The following is a 16,131-nucleotide window of genomic DNA, read 5'->3' as shown; positions in this document are numbered from 1 at the left end:
GGGGTCAGCCCTTGGCCCCGAGGTCGGCCGCCCACGGGTAGCCCATGTTCACCTGCGAGGCCGGAGGGCCGGTCACCTTGCCGCCGAGCACGACCGCGTTGGGCACCTCGACCAGCGAGATCCACACCATCTCGGCGGTGAAGCGGCGCTGCAGCTCGATGACGTCCTTGGCGCGGGCCGCGTCGTCGGTGGCGCTCAGCGCCTTGGCGACGAGCTCGTCGTACTCGGGCGAGCTGAACTTGACCCAGTTGTTCGCCGAGCCGGTCAGGCCGTTGTCGTAGAAGCCGATCGGGTCGGACTTGGTGATGTACCAGTCGTCGGGCACCAGGTCCACCTGCGCGCGCAGCGACTCGTCGGTGTAGAAGCTGCCGAACTCCGAGGCAGGGACCGTCTTGATCTGCGCGGTCAGCCCGATCTTCTTCGCGGCGTCGACCACGGCGTTGGCGATCACCGTACGCGCCTGCTCGCCGTTGGTCGCCACGATGATCGGCTCCTTCGGCGACCCGGCCTCCTGCACGAGCTTCTTGGCCTCCTCCAGCCGCGGCGACTCCGGCGCCCCCTGCAGCTGGTCGTAGGCCGCCTGGAACGCCTCCTTCTGGTAGGACCACGCCCCCGCCCCGACGGGCACCTTCCACGGCCTGGCCAGCCCCGCGAACCCGGACTTGGCGATGCCCGCCCGGTCGACAGCCAGCGACAGCGCCCGCCGGATCCGCGCGTCCTTCATCACGCCGCGGTCGGTCGGCAGCAGCACGAACACGCGCGTGGTCGCGCCGTAGGCCACGCTCACCGCCTGGCTGCTCTGCAGCGCCACCGCGGGCCCGGTGTCCGACAGGTAGGCCCCCTGCGCCGCCCCGGTGACCAGGCTGTTGACCAGCGCCGTGTCGTCGGCCCACTGGAAGGTGACGGTCTTGGTGAGTGGCTTGACGTCCTTGTTCCAGTACGCGTCATAGCGCTCGATCGTCAGCCGGCTGCCGGACTTCCACTCCTTGAGCCGGTAGGGCCCGCTGCAGGCGTCCTCGTGCCCGGGGGTGCCGAAGTCCTTGCCGAGCTCGTCCACGACCTTCTGGTTCAGGACGATGCCCGCGCCGCCCGCGAGGGCCTGCACGAACAGCGCGTTGGGCCGCTTGAACGCGATCGTGACCTCGTGGTCGCCGGTCTTGGTGACCGACTGCACGTCCTCGAACTCGTCGGACTCGTCCTTGCCCTCACCCGAGTGCCGCTTGAGGCTCCACACGACGTCGTCGGCGGTGACCGGCGAGCCGTCGTGGAAGGTGGCGTCCTGGCGCAGCGTGAGGACCATGGTCTTGGGGTCGGGCTGCTCGGCCTTCTCGGCCAGCCACGGCTTGACCGTCATGTCGGGCTGGGTCTGCATGAGGCGCTCGCAGACGTTGGCCATGACCGTGCGGTTGTCGGTGCCGCCGTCGAGGTCGAGGTCGAGGGTGCCGGGCTCCTGCCCGAGCAGCCAGACGGCGTTGTCGAGCGGGCCTGCCGCCTTCGGCGTGCGGTCGACCAGCGTGAGCGTGGCCGGGTCGGGCGCCTTGGTGGTGGCCGCCGGTCCGCCGCAGGCCGCGGTGAGACCGGCGAGCCCGAGCAGGGCGAGTGTCTTCTTCACGGGGTCACTTCTCCATGCGGTCCGTCGTAGAGGTTCCAGGGCACGCGCTCGTACTCGTGGTCGCAGGGCGTGCCGGCCGCGATCAGGTAGTCGCCCGTGGTGAGGTCGACGCAGCTCGACAGCAGGGTCGCCCACCGTTTGACGGCGGGCTGGGTCTCGTCGGGGTGGGTGCAGAGGGACTCGGGGTAGCCCAGGTGGTCGGACATGGCGAGCCTGATGCGCTTGCGGGCCTCGTCGGTGCCGGACGCCTCGGCCACGGCACGCAGCCCGCCCTCGGCCCTGGGCACCCGGAACAGGGAGTCGGCCGAGCCGGGCCGGTAGGTCGCGGCCAGCTGCGGCGGCACGAACGCCTGGTAGTGGTTGCCGTGCACGAGCAGCCCGTCGGTCGGGTACATCCAGCCCATCGCGCCGGGCGTGGTCTCCAGGTCGATGGCGAAGCCGTCGCGGTGGGTGATCAGGGCGTTGCTGGCGATGTGGGCCCGCGACTTGGTCAGCGCCTCCAGCGCGGAGTTGAGATTGCCGCTGTCGAGCACCTTGCGCCTGATCAGCGTCTGCGGCACGCCCACCGAGTCGTCGAAGCGCCCGCCGAGCCCGTTGGCGTTGAGGGCGATGCCCGCCGAGTTGGCCCCCTGCCGCCCGACCTGCCCCGCCTCCACGTGCATGATGACCGTCGGCCGGCCGGGCTGCACCACCCTCAGCACCATCACCGTGTCGGAGACGCCGGCGCGCCAGTCCCAGTTCTGGCCCGCGTAGACGTGGCCGTCGCCGGAGGCCTCCGGCATCAGCGCGAACGACGTGCACCCGTCGGGCTCCATGGAGCCGAACGTGGTGTCGTAGATGATCTCGCCGCGGGCGTTGAGCGCCAGGATGTCGAGGAAGCCGACGCCGGCGCCCTCGGCGATGCCCTCCATCTCCTCGACCAGCTCCGGCGCGAACTCCTTGCTGGGCTCGACCCAGCGCGCCGCGCGCGCGCCGACCTGCTCCCACGACAGGCCGCTGGAGTGCGCGAACGCCTCCGCGTAGTAGGCCAGCGCCCGGTGCACGCGGTCGCGGGCCTGCTCGCCGTACTGGCGGCCACGCTCGCGCGGGGCGCCGGAGATCTCGACGAGGGGCAGGGATGTGAGGCTCAATGGTGCTCCTTGGACCGGCCGGCGTCCTGTAACGTTCATTTCAAGGGACGGCAAGTCTGTAGCGGTCGTTTCCAAGAAAGAGTAATGAGCGCTACACGGGAGTCAAGAGTCGTAATGGAAAATACACACAGCCCAATCGAGCAGCTCAGGGCCATGGTCAGGCAGCTGTGGGACGAGCTGTCACCGGCCGAGCGGGCCGTGTGCCAGTATCTGATCTCGGCCTCGCCCGAGCAGATCCTCTTCGCCAGCGCCCAGGAGCTGGGGAGCGCGACCGGCACCAGCAACGCCACCGTGGTGCGCACCATGCAGCGGCTGGGCTTCGGCGGCCTGCCCGGGCTCAAGCGGGCGCTGGCGGCCGAGTTCACCTCGTCCGTGGCCCCCGACGTCCGGCTCAAGCGGCGCATCGGCCACGTGGGCCAGGACCTGCCGGCCATCTGGGAGCGCGTCTTCGACGAGGCCCGCGAACGCATCGACCACTGCCGCCGCCTGCTCGACCCCGAGGCGTACAACAAGGCCGTCGAGCTGCTGGTCAACGCGCCAGGAGTGCTCGTCTACGGCGCCGGCGCGTCCGACCCGGCGGCCCGCCACCTGGCGCTCAAGCTGGGCCGGCGTGGCCACCGCGCCCGCGCCACCTCGGCGACCGGCTTCGCGCTCGCCGACGACCTGCTCTCGCTGGCCCACGACGAGGTGCTCGTCATCTTCCAGCCCGGCCGCCGGCTCAAGGAGATCACCGTGCTGATCGAGCGGGCCCACGCGGTGGGCGCGGGCATCGTGCTGATCTCCGACGAGCTCGGCGGCGAGTTCGCCGAGCGCGTCGACGCGGTGCTGGCCGCGCCGCACACCCCCACCGGCATCACCGGCGAGCCGCTGGCGGGCATCCTCGTGGCCGACGCGCTGCTGCTGGCGCTCGACTCGCTCGACGAGCCGCGCTCCGTCGAGCATTCCCACCAGCTCAACGCTCTGCGCGAGCAGCTGCTCGGTCCCCGTTTCCGCTAGCTAGCTGGAGCCGCAGGCCCACGAGCTGACGCCGCCGGCCACCGCCTGCCGGCGCAGCCGGAGCAGGTCTGTCTTCACCGGTGTTCTCCTTCACTCGCGTGAGTTGCCCGCCGGGCCGCCGATGAGGAACGGGGTCGTGACGTTCTCGTACATGAGGTGGACGAGCAGCCCCTCCCGCGCGTGCGGCAGGTTGTGGCAGTGATCGACCCAGATGCCGGGGTTGTCGGCCAGGAAGGCGATGTCGTAGGACTCGCCGTTCTCGACGTTCAGGGAGTCGACCCACCAGGGGCTTCCGGTGGCGGGCACGCCGTCGCGGGCGAGCACCACCGCGCGATGGCCGTGCAGGTGCATGGGGTGGACCTCACCGCTGTCGTTGACGATCGTCATGCGGACGACGTCGCCGTCGGCGACCGTGAACATCGGCACGTCCGGGTACATGTGGCCGTTGACGGTCCAGTAGAGCCCGGGGACGCCGTCGAGGAAGCCCGGCCGCCGGCCCATCTCGTAGCGGAAGGCCCGGTCGGGGTGCGCCGCGTCGAAGCCGAGGGGCGCGGGGACGCCGTAGGTCAGCGGGTCCAGGGTGGCGGCGGGGCGGGCGCTCGCGGGCACGCCGGACGGGCGGCCGAGCACCACCGACAGGGGCCCGCCGATCTGCACCCGCACGGAGCCGCCGCCGGGCGGCATGGTCACCTCGATGTCGGCCCGGCCGCCCGCCGTCACGAGGACGGCGGCGCGCTCGACCGCCGTGGGGCCGTGCAGCTCGGTGCCGTCCACGGCGACCAGGCGCCACGCGGCGCCGGTGACCCACACCGGGGTGGGGCCGTTGTCGGTGTTGACCACGCGGACCCGGGTCGTGGCGCCGGGCCGGGCGGGGACGGCGACGTCCGATTCGGACCCGTTGAGGGTGCGGATCCCGTGGTAGAGGTGGGCCAGGGCGACGACGTCGAGCGTGGCCGGCGGGCGCGCGGGCCGTACGACCAGGGCGCCGAAGAGGCCGCCCGCGACCTGCTCGTGCGACAGCTGGTGGGAGTGGTACCAGAACGTCCCGGCCCGGCCGACCACGAACCGGTAGACGTGGTCCCGGCCGATCCGGACCGCGTCCTGGGTGACCCCTGCGACGCCGTCCTCGCCGCCCGGGACCTCCACGCCGTGCCAGTGCACCGTGACCCCGCCGGGCACCGACTCGTTGACCAGCCGCACCTGTACGAGCTGGCCCGCCACGGCCGTGATCTGGGGGCCGGGGGAGCGGCCGTTGAAGGTGTACCCGTCGACCTCGCGGCCCGACGCCAGCCGCAGCCGCTGCTTGCGCGCGGTCAGCGTCACCTCGACGTCCGGGCTGCGCGCCGGGTCGGCGACCAGGGTGGTGATGTCGCGGCGGGGTCCGCCCCGATGATCCGGCCCGTGGTGGTGCGGCCCGCCCGCCTGCCGGCCGCCGTCGGCGTACCCCATGTCCATGACGGAGTACGCCTGGGGCAGCCGGCTGGCCTGCCACAGCCAGGCCAGCGGGGCGAGGACGGCCAGCGTCGCGGCGCAGGCCGCGACGAGCCGCACGCGACGGGTGAGGATCATGACCCTCACACCGCCGCCGAGGCGGGCGCCTCGGCGGCCACGGGCCGGGCGCGCCGGGCGGCGTGCAGGGCTACGGCGAACAGCGCCATCGCGTTGAGCCCGTGCAGCGCGCCCAGCCACGGCAGGTCGTGGCCCGCGTAGCCGAGCATCGCCTGGGCGGCGACGAGGAGCAGCACGAACGCGGCGAACTTGACCCCGCCGGGAATCCGGGCGAAGAACGAGACGATCAGGAGGAGGAGGGCGACGGCGGGAATGACCATCCCGCCGTTGATGCCGTGCACGATCATGCCGACGACCTCCGGGAAGGGCAGGTCCTCGCTCTCCATGACGGCCTTCTCGAACACGTTGCCGTCCGAGACCCACTTGCCGAGCCCCGCGATGGCCAGGACGATCACCGCCGCCTGGACGGCGACCTCGACGGCGACGGCGTACGCCAGGATCTTGTAGACGGTTCTCATGGTGTCTGTCCTTTCGACGGGGAGCGGAGCGCCTTGACGAGCAGGGCGGCGCCGAGCGGGCCGGCGCCGAGGAGGTACGGGGCGGCGAGGTCGGCGGTGAGCCCGCCGAGCAGCGCGGCCACCGCCGCGATCCCGCCGGCGACCGGGTGCGCAAGCCCGGCCCGGGCCGCCGCGTACGACAGCCCCGCGAGCCCGCAGGCCGCGCCGACGGCCAGCGCGGGCGGCAGGATCGGGCCGGCGACGTGGAGCGCCGCCTCGACCGTCGCCGCCGATGCCACCACGCCCAGCAGGGCCAGGACCACGGCGGCCGGCGCGCGACCGGCGTGCCGAGGTCCCCACGCGGCCAGCTCGCGGTACACCAGCGAGACGGCCACGACGGCCAGCCACGCCCCGGTGCTTCGGACGGGTCCGAGGGCCGGCCCGCCCGCCAGGCGCCCCGCCGGGCACAGGGCCGGCTCGCCCGCCAGGCACCCGGCCAGGCAGAGCGCCGACGACGCCAGCAGGCACAGCCCGCCGGCCACCCCCGTCCTCATGACCGCCAGCGTCGGCCCGCCCGCGTCCCGCCGTCACGGGGCAGATGTCCCTGCCCGACCGGGAGAGCGCGCCGGGAACCCGACCGGGCGGCCGGGCCGGGAGCGCGGGACGGGGGCCTCAGGGCCGGGCGACCTCCCGGCCGGGTTACCCGGGTTCGCCGCCGAGTCCCGCCTCGCGGGCCCGGACGATGGCCGCCGACCGGTCGGTGACGTGCAGCTTGGTCAGGACGTTCGAGACGTAGTTGCGTACGGTCTTGCCGCTCACGCCGAGCCGCTGGGCGATCGCCGTGTTGTCCAGGCCGCGGGCGACGAGCCCCAGGACCTCGTGCTCACGCTCGGTGAGCTGCGGGAACGGCGACGCCACCGCGATCCGGGCGAAGTGGGCCAGGATGCGCGCGGCCACGCCGGCGCCGAAGACCGCCTCGCCGCGGGCGACCGCGCGTACCGCGGCCACGATCTCCTCGGGTCCGGCGCCCTTGAGCGCGTACCCGTGGGCGCCCGCGCGCAGGGCGGCCAGCACGTTCTCGTCGTCGTCGTACATGGTCAGGATCAGCGAACGGGTGGGCAGCCCGGCGGCGCGCATCCGCGCGGTGACCGTGAGCCCGTCGCCGTCGGGCATGTTCAGATCGAGCACGGCGACGTCGGGCCGGTGCTCGACGGCCAGGCGCAGGGCCTCCGCGCCGGTGGCGGCGACGGCCAGCACGGTCATCCCGGCCTCGGCGTCGAGCAGCGCCCGCAGGCCCGACACGAAGACGGGATGGTCATCGGCGAGCATCAGCCTGATCATGGTCCCCTCCCAGGCTCGTCGGCAGAAAGGCGTGGATGTGGGTGCCGCCGCCCGGCGGGGAGCGCATCGACCAGGCCCCGCCCACCTCGGCGGCCCGTTCCCGCATCGAGCGGATCCCCACACCGGCCGTCCGATCGGGGTCGAGCCCGCGGCCGTTGTCCCGCACCGTCACCTCCACGCCGCCGTCCGACGGCATGACCGTCGCGGTGCAGTGGGTCGCCTCGCTGTGGCGGACGGCGTTCGTGATCGCCTCGACGGCGATCCGGTAGGCCGCCGTCTCGACCGCGGCCGGCAGCGCCGGCAGCCGCTCGGCGCCGATGACCTCGATGCACATGGCGCCCGACAGGGCCGCCGCACGGGCCCGGATCGCGCCGACGACGCCGAGCTCGTCCAGGGCGGGCGGGCGCAGCGCCTCGACCAGGCGCCGCACGTCGGTCAGCGACGCGGCGGCCTCCGCGGAGATCTCGTCGAGCAGCGGACGCGCGGCCGAGCCGGGCGGTACGTCGCGCGCGGCGAGACCGGCCTTGATCCGGATCGCGGCCAGTGTCGGGCCGAGACCGTCGTGCAGGTCGCGGCGTAACCGGCGGCGCTCGTCCTCGCGCGAGGCCACGACCTCGGCGCGGGACCTGACCAGGTCGTCGTGCAGCCGTACCGCCTGTACCGCGGTGCCCACCTGCTGCGCCAGGGAGGAGATCAGGCCGAGGTCGACGGGGTCGAGCGGATCGTCGCTGCCGCGGGCCGAGACGCGCAGGTGCCCGATGAGCGTCCCGTGGTAGCGCAGCGGCTCGACGTGCACCTCGCCGACGGGGACGCCGTACTGCGTGGCCAGGTGACCGGCGCCGGAGCCGTCCACCAGGTCGATCGCCGCGTGCGGGACGCGCAGCGACCGGGCCACGGTCTCGACGATCGCGGGAAGCACGTCGGCGGGCAGCAGCACCGCCTGTAACCGGGTGCCGAGGCGGGTCAGCGCCGCGGACGGGTCGCGGCGGTCGCCGTACATCACCCGGTTGACCGTGCTCTGCGCCAGCGCGCGCAGCGGCGCCAGCGCGAGCGCCGCACCGGCCGCGGTGAGCGCGGCGGCCACCGGCTGCGACAACCCGAGCCCGCTGACCAGCAGCGCCACGACGGCCGCGTACCCGGCGACCAGGATCGCGACCACGCTGGCGTACACCAGCGACCGGTTCGCCAGCCGCTCGATGTCGAACAGGCGATGGCGGCGCAACGCCACCCCGATCCCGGCCACGAACGGCAACCCCGACAACCCGAGGGCTCCCGGCGGCAGGGGGCGCGCCGCGACGAGCAGCTCGGGAAGATACCAGCCGGCCAGGCTCAGCAGCGTCGCGACCGCGCCGCCCGCCACCAGCCAGCGCATCCTGGCGCGCATCAGCGGATCGGGGTTGCGGCGGTAGCCGACGAAGCCCCACACCGTGCTGGTGACCAGGACGGCTGCCACGACCGCCGTCTGGCCGCCGTGCACCAGCCCGAGCCAGCCGAGCGCGCTGGGCGCCAGCGGCGCGGCGAGCGCGCCCCAGAGCGCCATCGCGGCCGGCGGCGCGGCGTACGCGAGGGCCATGGCCCGGCGGCTGCGGGCCGGCAGCGGGCGGGGGGCGGTGAACGCGATCGTGAAGGCCAGCAGCCCGCCCCAGGAGATCGAGTACGCCACGATCGCGTTGAGGTGGAACAGCCACAACTGGGCGCCGCCGGTGGCCAGGGCGAGGACGGGCAGCCCGGCGGTGACGGTGAGCGTGCTGCCCAGCAGGCCCGCCGCGAGCACGAGCAGGGGAGCCGTCGCGGGCTCCTCTGGCCGCCGCAGGTACAGCGCGACGGCGAGCCCGGCCAGCGCGAGCACGAAGACGAGATCGCCCCAGCCCTCCATGAGCAGCGGGTACGGATCGGGGCGGCCGATCCGGACCGCCACCGTCGTCGCCTGCCCGCGGACCACGTCGTAGAGCAGGGTCGTGCCGGGCCGCGGACGGGGGACGACGCCCAGACCGTCGGCGAGCCGGTGCCTCGACACGCCGGTCACCAGGTCACCGGCCCGCAGCCCCGCCCCGCCGGACGCGCCCGGGCCGCCCGGAGAGGGGTCCGGCACGGTCACGGGGCCGCGCGGGGCTGTCACGGGGGCGCCGGGGACGTCCAGCACCACCACGCCGTCGGCGCGCCAGACCAGCGGTACCACGCTGCCGTCCGAGGGCGCGTCGAGCCCGACGGCGGTCGCCACCACGCCCAGCACCACCAGGACGATCGCCGCTCCCGCCGGAATCCGGCGCGACCACCTCGACGGGGCCGGCCACAGTCGCCACATGGACACGCACACATCGTGACCGACACCGGGGCGGGAAAACCATCACCCGGACGCCTACGGTTTGGCTGGAAAGCCGTGTCAAACGTCCGGTCAGGGGCTAGCTCGACTTCCCGGACAACGTGAGAGCCCAGGCCAGCAGGCCGAACGCGGTCGTGGAGGCGACCACGCGGACGAGGTTCCAGCTCCGCCACCGCATCTCGCCGAACGCCTCGCGGACCGCGGCCACGTCGATGCGGCCGGGATCGCCCGCCGCCTTGATCGTGTCGTTGAGCGGCACGTTGACGGCCAGGGTGATGACGACGGTGACCGCGTACAGGACGAGCGCGGCCACGATCCACGGCAGGGCCGGGCGGCCGAGGTAGGCCACCGCGGCGAGGATCGTGAACAGCAGGGCGCCGAAGAAGCCGCCCGCCATGAACCACGGATTGATGATCGCCCGGTCGATCGACTGGAACGCGCCCACGAAGGTGCGGTCGTCGGTCCGCCCGAGCCCCGGCATGATCGTGTGCGCGTACAGGCCGAAGACCCCCGCCACCAGGCCCATCGACAACGTCGCGGCCATCAGCGCCGTGATCCGCATGCCTTCCACAGAGTCCTCCCGGCGGGCTCGGCGATCTCGTCCGGCCCTCACGATCCCATCGGCTCCTTTCGCCGACCTGTCGTGAACCTGTCGCGCCTGCCACGCCGAACCCGGCGGCACCGGCGAAAGGGGCCGGTCCGCGCGGCGCAAGGTTTGTGCAAGAACGACGACATCGCCGGTGGCTACCGTCGTCGGTGCGGAGAAAGGTTCGCGTGCCGGCGTCGCGTCTCCCCACATGCCTCTGATGGATGCGAAGGAGGTCGATGTGATCGTTTTCAGGGTGCTCGGCGCGTTGGAGGTGGAGCGCGACGGAAGGACGCTCCCGATCGGCGCCGGCAAGCAGCGGATCGCGCTGGCGACGCTGCTGCTCCACGCGAATCAGCACGTGTCGATGGACCGCCTGGTCGACCGGCTGTGGCACGACGACCCCCCGCTCGATCCGCGGGCCGCGATCCACACCCACCTGACCCGGCTCCGATCCGCCCTGAACGAGGGCCGGGGCAGATCGGGGCCGATCGAGACCGGTGGCGGCGGGTACCTGCTGCGCGCGGCCCCGGAGTCGGTGGATCTGCTCCGGTTCCGGCAGCTGGTGGCCGGGGCGGCGGTGGCGGACGGGGAGGCGAAGGGCCTGCTGCTTCGGCAGGCACTCGGGCTGTGGCGCGGGCCGATGCTCTCCGACGTGCCGTCGGACGTGCTGCACCGCGACGACGTGCCGTCCGTGCTGGCGGAGCGGGCGCACGCTCAGGAGGAGTGGTTCGAGCTCGCGTGGCGCTCCGGTCAGGGCCCGCAGATCATCGGCGAGCTGCGGGCGGCGCTGACAGGCTTCCCGCTGAGCGAACGGCTGGGCACCCGGCTCATGCTCTGCCTCTACCAGGGCGGCCGGCAGGCGGAGGCGCTGCAGGTCTACGAGACGGTGCGCAAGGGGCTCCGGGACGAGTTCGGCCTGGAGCCGGGCCCGGAGATGCGGCGGGTGCAGGCGCTCGTCCTGCGCCAGGAACCGGTGGAGCCCGTCGCCGCCCTCACGTCTCAGGAATCGGTGAAGCCCGTGACCGACCCCACGCCGCGGGAATCGGTGAAGCCCGTGACCGCCTCCATGCCGCAGGTGAGGCCCGAGGTGGCCGTGCCCCCCGGCGTCGGGCGGCTGCCGGCGGACGTGCGGGCCTTCACCGGGCGGGCGGCGCAGGTGGAGGCCCTGACGGCGACGCTGGAGCGGGCGGGGGTGGCGGCGATCGCCGGAACGGGCGGCATCGGGAAGTCCGCGCTGGCCGTCCACGTCGCCCACCGGGTCGCCGGCCGGTTCCCCGACGGGCGGCTGTACGTCGATCTGCGGGGCGCCACGCCCGACGTTCCCCCGCTGGGGCCGCGTGAGGCACTGGGGCGCATCCTGCACGCGATGGGTGTGCCGGCCTCGGCGGTCCCCGACGACGTGGAGGCGGCGGCGAGCCTGTTCCGTTCGATGACGGGGACCAGCCGCCTGCTGCTGGTGCTGGACAACGCGCGCGACGCCGGGCAGGTGCGTCCGCTGCTGCCCGGCGGCAAGGGGTGCGGCGTGCTGGTGACCAGCCGCCGGATGCTCACCTCGCTCGACGGGGTCCGGCACCTGCAGCTGGACGTGCTGCCGGAGGCGGACGCGCACGCGCTGCTCGGCCGCCTCGTCGGCGCCCCGCGGCTCGCGGCCGAGCCGGAAGCGAGCGCGGAGATCGTACGGCGCTGCGGCGGCCTGCCGCTGGCGCTGTCCATCGTGGCCGCGCGGCTGGCCGGCCGCCCTGACCGGCCGGTCGCGGCCATGGCCGCCCGCATGCGGAGCGCCGGACCGTCGCCGGACGGCGGGCTGGAGGACGACGACCGGACCGTCCGCGCGAGCTTCATGGTGAGTTACGAGGATCTGCTCTCCTCGCCGGTCGGCGAGGCCGCCGCGCGCGTGTTCCGGCTGCTCGGGCTCTTCGACGGCCACGACATCGGCGTGCCGGCCGCCGCCGCGCTGGCCGACGTGCCCGCCGAGCAGGCCGAAGGGCTGCTGGAGCTGCTGGTGGACGCGCAGCTGGTGCGGACGTGCGCGCCGGGCCGGTATCGCATGCACGACCTGCTGCGCCTGTTCGCCCGCGAGCTCTCGGCACAGGACCGCGACGCGGCCCGCCCGGTGCGGCGGATGCTGCACTTCTACCTGGCCACCGCGCGCCGCGCCGTCGGCGTGCTCAGCCTGCCGCAGCTCTGGCGGGCCGAGGTGGGTCCGGCCATCCCGGCGAGCAGCGGCCTCCTGCTGGACACGCGCGAGGAGACGCTGGCCTGGGCCGACGACGAGGCGTACAACGCGGTGGCCGTGGTGCGGCAGGCGGCCAGGGGCGAGGACGACGATCTGACCGTGGGGCTGGCCACGGCGCTGTCGTACGTGCTGTTCACCCGCGGGCGGTGGCGGCAGGAGCTGCAGATCTGCCGGACCGCGCTCGTCGCCGCCATCCGATCGCGCAACGCGCTGTACCGGGCGATCATCCATCAGAACCTGGGCACCGCGCTGTCGGCCCGGGAGCGGATGGCCGGCGCCGTACCCCATCTGGAGCAGGCACTGCGGGCCTATCGAGAGGTGGGCGTGCCCCGCCACGAGGCGACCCTGCTCGACGATCTGGGCAGCGCCAGCTGCCGCGAGGGCCGTTACGCCGAGAGCGTCGACTATCACCGGCAGGCGCTGAAGGTCCACCGCAGTCTGGGAAACCGGCTCGGCGAGGGGATCACGCTGTCCAACCTCGGGCTCGCCCACCAGCGGATGGAACGTTACCGGGAGGCCTTCCACCTGCACGGCAAGGCCATCGCCATCTTCCGCTCCAGCGGCAACGGGCGGCTCCACGCGGCCGCGCTGGGCAACCTCGCCGAGGCCTGCCGCCTGTCCGGCCGGGCGGAACGTGCCATCCGCCATTTCGAGCAGGCCCTCGACATCGACCGCCGCGCGGGGCACGGCGGCTCGTACGGGCACGCCGAACGCCTGTGGGGACTCGGCAGGGCCCTGCACGATCTGGGCAAGTCGTACGACGCCCGCCTGTGCTGGGACGAGGCCGCCACGATCCTGCACGACCTCGACCTCATCTCCGCAGGGGAGAAGCGCCACATCCAGACGAGCACGACACCCGAGACCCCAGAGGTCATCCAGCGACAGTTGTGACCTGCCGGACGCACCACGGCGAGAAAGGGCTGCCATGGAACTCGACGACGCGCCGCGATTCCGCGTGCTCGGCCAGCTGGAGGTCGTCAGGCGGGGGAGCCCGGTCACCGTCGCGGCCGCCAAGCAGCGGGTCGCGCTGGCCGCCCTGCTGCTCCAGGCCAATCACCTGGTCACCAGCGACGAGCTGATCGAGCGGATCTGGGGGAGCGAACCGCCCGCCAACCCGTTCGCCTCCCTGTACACGCACATGGCCCGGCTCAGACGCACCCTGCGTGGCGGCCGGGAGCTGATCAGGACGCACGACCTGGGCTATTCGATCCAGGTCACCCCGGAGACGCTCGACGTCCTGCGCTTCCGCCGGCTCACGGAGCTGGCGACCGAGGCGCGGGCCCGCGACGACGCCGCGCGGGAGGCGCGGCTGCTCCGCGAGGCCCTGGCGATGTGGCGGGGGCCCGTGCTCGCCGACGTCGCTTCGGCGTCCCTGCACCGCGACGTCGTGCCGATCCTGGAGGAGGAGCGGCTGCGGGCGCAGGAACGCTGGTTCGAGGTGTCGATCAGCCGGGGGGAGCCGGCCGAGGTGATCCCGGATCTGCAGGCGGCCGTGGACGCTCACCCGTCGCACGAACGCTTCTGGGCCCAGCTGATGGTCGCCCTGTCGCGGACCGGACGCCAGTCGGAGGCGCTGCGTACGTACCGGAAGGTGCGCGATCTGCTGGGCGAGCTCGGCCTGGACCCCGGCCCGAAGATCCAGCAGGCGCGCCGGGACATCACCGCGCCACCCGAACCCGCCCCCGACCCCCCACCGCGGCGGCGCGCCGACGCCGCCCCCGAGCCCGCCGCCGGGCCCGCTTTCGGACCCGCCGCCGGACCCGGTGCCGGGCCTGCCTCCGCGCCCGCCCTCGGCTCCGCCGCCGGACCCGCCGCCGCGCCCGCCTGCGCGCCCGCTTTTGCGCCGGTTGAACGGCCCGCCGAGCTGCCCGCCGACAACGGCGCGTTCACCGGCCGGGCCGCCGAGGTGGAGTTCCTGCGCGATCACATGACGGCCGGCCGCCGGCACCCGGCGATCGTCGCGATCACCGGCGCCGGCGGCGTGGGCAAGTCGGCGCTGGCCGTCCACGTCGCCCACCGCGTCGCCGGGCACTTCCCCGACGGCCAGCTGTACGCGGACCTGCGGGGCGCCACCCTCGACGGCGAGCCGCCGCGACCCGTCGAGGTGCTGGGGCGGTTCCTGCGTTCCCTGGGCGTGGCGGAGCCGGCCGTCCCGGACTCGGCCGAGGAAGCCGGGGCCCGCTTCCGATCGCTGACCAGCGGCCGGCGCCTCCTGGTCGTCCTGGACAACGCCCGCGACGCGGACCAGGTGCGCCCGCTCATCCCCGGAGGGCTCGGCTGCGGCGTCGTCATCACGTCACGGCGCCTGCTCGCGCCCATCGGCGGGGCCGTCCACCGCGACCTCGGCGTCCTGCCCGGCGAGGACGCGGGCCTCCTGCTGTCGCGGCTCGTCGGCCCGGAGCGCATCGAGGCGGAGCCGCAGGCGGTGGCCGACGTGGTACGCCTGTGCGGCGGCCTGCCCCTGGCGCTGACCGTAGTCGCCGCGCGCCTGGCCGCCCGGCCGGCCTGGACCGTGACCGCGATGCGCGACCGGCTCGCGACCGAGCCGCGCCGGCTGGCCGAGCTGCAGGTGGACGGCCGGGCGGTGCGGGCCGGCTTCGAGGCGGGCTACCGGGACCTCGTGACCGGCGGGGACGACGCGGCCGCGCGGCTGTTCCGGCTGCTGGGCGCGCTCGGCTGCGCGGACGTCGGCGTGGAGGCCGCCGCGGCGCTGGCCGGCCTGTCCGCCGGCCGCGCCGACGAGCTCCTGGAGAGCCTGGTCGCGTGCCGGCTGCTCGACGCCCCCGGTCCCGGCCGCTACCACATGAACGACCTGCTCCGCCTGTACGCCCGGGAGCGCGCGCAGGCGTGCGACGCCGGCCAGGTCGTCGACGCGGCCGTACGCCGGGTCCTGCACTGCTACCTGGCGACCGGCCGCAGCGCGACGCCGCTGCTCGACCCGGCGGCCGGGTGGCGCGCCGCCCTGGGGCCCGCGACCGGCGGCGACCGGAGGACGGTCCTGGCCGGCCCCCGGGACGTGCACGCCTGGGTGGACGCGGAGGCCGCCAACATGGTGACCCTCGTCCGCCTGGCGGCCGGCCGGGACGACGACCTGACCGTCGCGCTGGTCGCCGCGCTCGCCTACCCCCTCCACGTACGCGGACGCTGGCGCCAGGAGCTCCTGATCGCCGAGCTCGGCGTGGAGAGCGCGGAACGCACGGGGAACGTGGCCTACCAGGCGTTCGCCTACACCGGCCTGGGCACCGCCAGGTCCCAGCTGGGCCACCTGGCGGAGGCGGACCAGTGTTTCGAGCGGGCTCTCGGCGACTACCGCCGCATCGGCGACACCCGGCGGGCGGCGGTCGTGCTCGACCATACGGGGACCGTGTGCCGGCGCATGGGGATGCCCGATCGGGCCGTCGAGCGCCACCTGGAGGCCCTGCGCCTGCATCGCGCCCATGCCGACCGCCGCCACGAAGGCGTCACGCTGACGAACCTGGGCCTGGCCCACCAGCGGGCCGGGCGGTTGGGCGCGGCGTTCGACGCCCATCGCCAGGCCGTGGCCGCCCTCCGGACCGCGGACGCCCTCCGGCCGCTGGCCGGAGCGATCGGGAACCTGGCCGAGACCCACCGGCTCGCGGGGGACCCGGACACGGCGGTGGAGCGGTACCGGGAGGCGCTGGCGCTCGACGGGACCGGCGGGCACGGCGGCTCCTACGGCGAGGCCGCACGCCTGTGGGGGCTGGGCCGGGCCTACCACGACCTGCGCCGGGCGGGCGAGGCACGCGAGTGCTGGCGCGAGGCCGCCGAGGTGCTGCGGCGCCTCGGCCTCATCTCGCCCGCCGAGCAGCGCGCCATCCGCGCGAGCGCCATCCCCCACCTGCCGGACGTCATCGAACGCCACCTTTGAGCCTGCGGG

11 protein-coding genes are annotated in these 16,131 nt (G+C 74.4%); 3 read left to right on the top strand and 8 right to left on the bottom strand.

The window, feature by feature from the left end; genetic code table 11:
* Positions 1-4: 4 nt before the first annotated feature.
* Positions 5-1,612, bottom strand: coding sequence for an ABC transporter substrate-binding protein (locus tag ACFKCF_RS09775; protein WP_394492647.1), 1,608 nt, complete (start codon positions 1,610-1,612; stop codon positions 5-7).
* Positions 1,609-2,742: a C45 family autoproteolytic acyltransferase/hydolase gene (locus ACFKCF_RS09770; RefSeq protein WP_394492646.1), complete on the bottom strand. Its 1,134-nt coding sequence runs from the start codon at positions 2,740-2,742 to the stop codon at positions 1,609-1,611. The genes ACFKCF_RS09775 and ACFKCF_RS09770 overlap by 4 nt, the downstream gene beginning before the upstream one ends.
* 153 nt (positions 2,743-2,895) lie before the next feature.
* Between ACFKCF_RS09770 and ACFKCF_RS09765 the strand changes: the two genes are divergently transcribed.
* A complete protein-coding gene (locus ACFKCF_RS09765) occupies positions 2,896-3,738 on the top strand; it encodes a MurR/RpiR family transcriptional regulator (protein WP_394492645.1) in 843 nt (280 codons plus the stop codon).
* A 90-nt stretch (positions 3,739-3,828) separates the two neighbouring features.
* Here the strand turns inward: ACFKCF_RS09765 and ACFKCF_RS09760 are convergent, their stop codons facing one another.
* The 6 genes from ACFKCF_RS09760 to ACFKCF_RS09735 form a co-directional block, all read right to left on the bottom strand.
* Positions 3,829-5,307 (bottom strand): multicopper oxidase family protein, encoded by a 1,479-nt coding sequence (locus ACFKCF_RS09760; protein WP_394492644.1) that lies wholly within the window; start codon positions 5,305-5,307, stop codon positions 3,829-3,831.
* Positions 5,308-5,312: 5 nt separating this feature from the next.
* Positions 5,313-5,765, bottom strand: coding sequence for a hypothetical protein (locus ACFKCF_RS09755; RefSeq protein ID WP_394492643.1), 453 nt, complete (start codon positions 5,763-5,765; stop codon positions 5,313-5,315).
* Positions 5,762-6,298 (bottom strand): hypothetical protein, encoded by a 537-nt coding sequence (locus ACFKCF_RS09750; protein WP_394492642.1) that lies wholly within the window; start codon positions 6,296-6,298, stop codon positions 5,762-5,764. Before ACFKCF_RS09750 ends, ACFKCF_RS09755 begins: the two co-directional genes overlap by 4 nt.
* 145 nt (positions 6,299-6,443) lie before the next feature.
* On the bottom strand, positions 6,444-7,085 hold the full coding sequence (locus ACFKCF_RS09745) for a response regulator (protein ID WP_394492641.1): 642 nt from the start codon (positions 7,083-7,085) through the stop codon (positions 6,444-6,446).
* Positions 7,060-9,390: a GAF domain-containing sensor histidine kinase gene (locus ACFKCF_RS09740; protein ID WP_394492968.1), complete on the bottom strand. Its 2,331-nt coding sequence runs from the start codon at positions 9,388-9,390 to the stop codon at positions 7,060-7,062. The genes ACFKCF_RS09745 and ACFKCF_RS09740 overlap by 26 nt, the downstream gene beginning before the upstream one ends.
* Positions 9,391-9,487: 97 nt before the next feature.
* Positions 9,488-9,970: a DUF1772 domain-containing protein gene (locus ACFKCF_RS09735; RefSeq protein ID WP_394492967.1), complete on the bottom strand. Its 483-nt coding sequence runs from the start codon at positions 9,968-9,970 to the stop codon at positions 9,488-9,490.
* A 265-nt stretch (positions 9,971-10,235) separates the two neighbouring features.
* Between ACFKCF_RS09735 and ACFKCF_RS09730 the strand changes: the two genes are divergently transcribed.
* Both ACFKCF_RS09730 and ACFKCF_RS09725 read left to right on the top strand, forming a co-directional pair.
* Complete coding sequence (locus ACFKCF_RS09730; RefSeq protein WP_394492640.1) at positions 10,236-13,124, top strand: BTAD domain-containing putative transcriptional regulator; 2,889 nt, start codon at positions 10,236-10,238, stop codon at positions 13,122-13,124.
* A 34-nt stretch (positions 13,125-13,158) separates the two neighbouring features.
* Positions 13,159-16,122 carry a BTAD domain-containing putative transcriptional regulator gene (locus ACFKCF_RS09725; protein ID WP_394492639.1) on the top strand — a complete coding sequence of 988 codons (2,964 nt, stop codon included), beginning with the start codon at positions 13,159-13,161 and terminating at the stop codon, positions 16,120-16,122.
* Positions 16,123-16,131 lie beyond the last annotated feature (9 nt).

Source organism: Nonomuraea sp. JJY05, assembly GCF_043496855.1.
In the GTDB taxonomy this organism is placed as follows: Bacteria; Actinomycetota; Actinomycetes; order Streptosporangiales; family Streptosporangiaceae; genus Nonomuraea.
The sequence above is the reverse complement of the archived record's forward strand: the minus strand, read 5'-3'. Positions and strand labels throughout refer to the sequence as shown.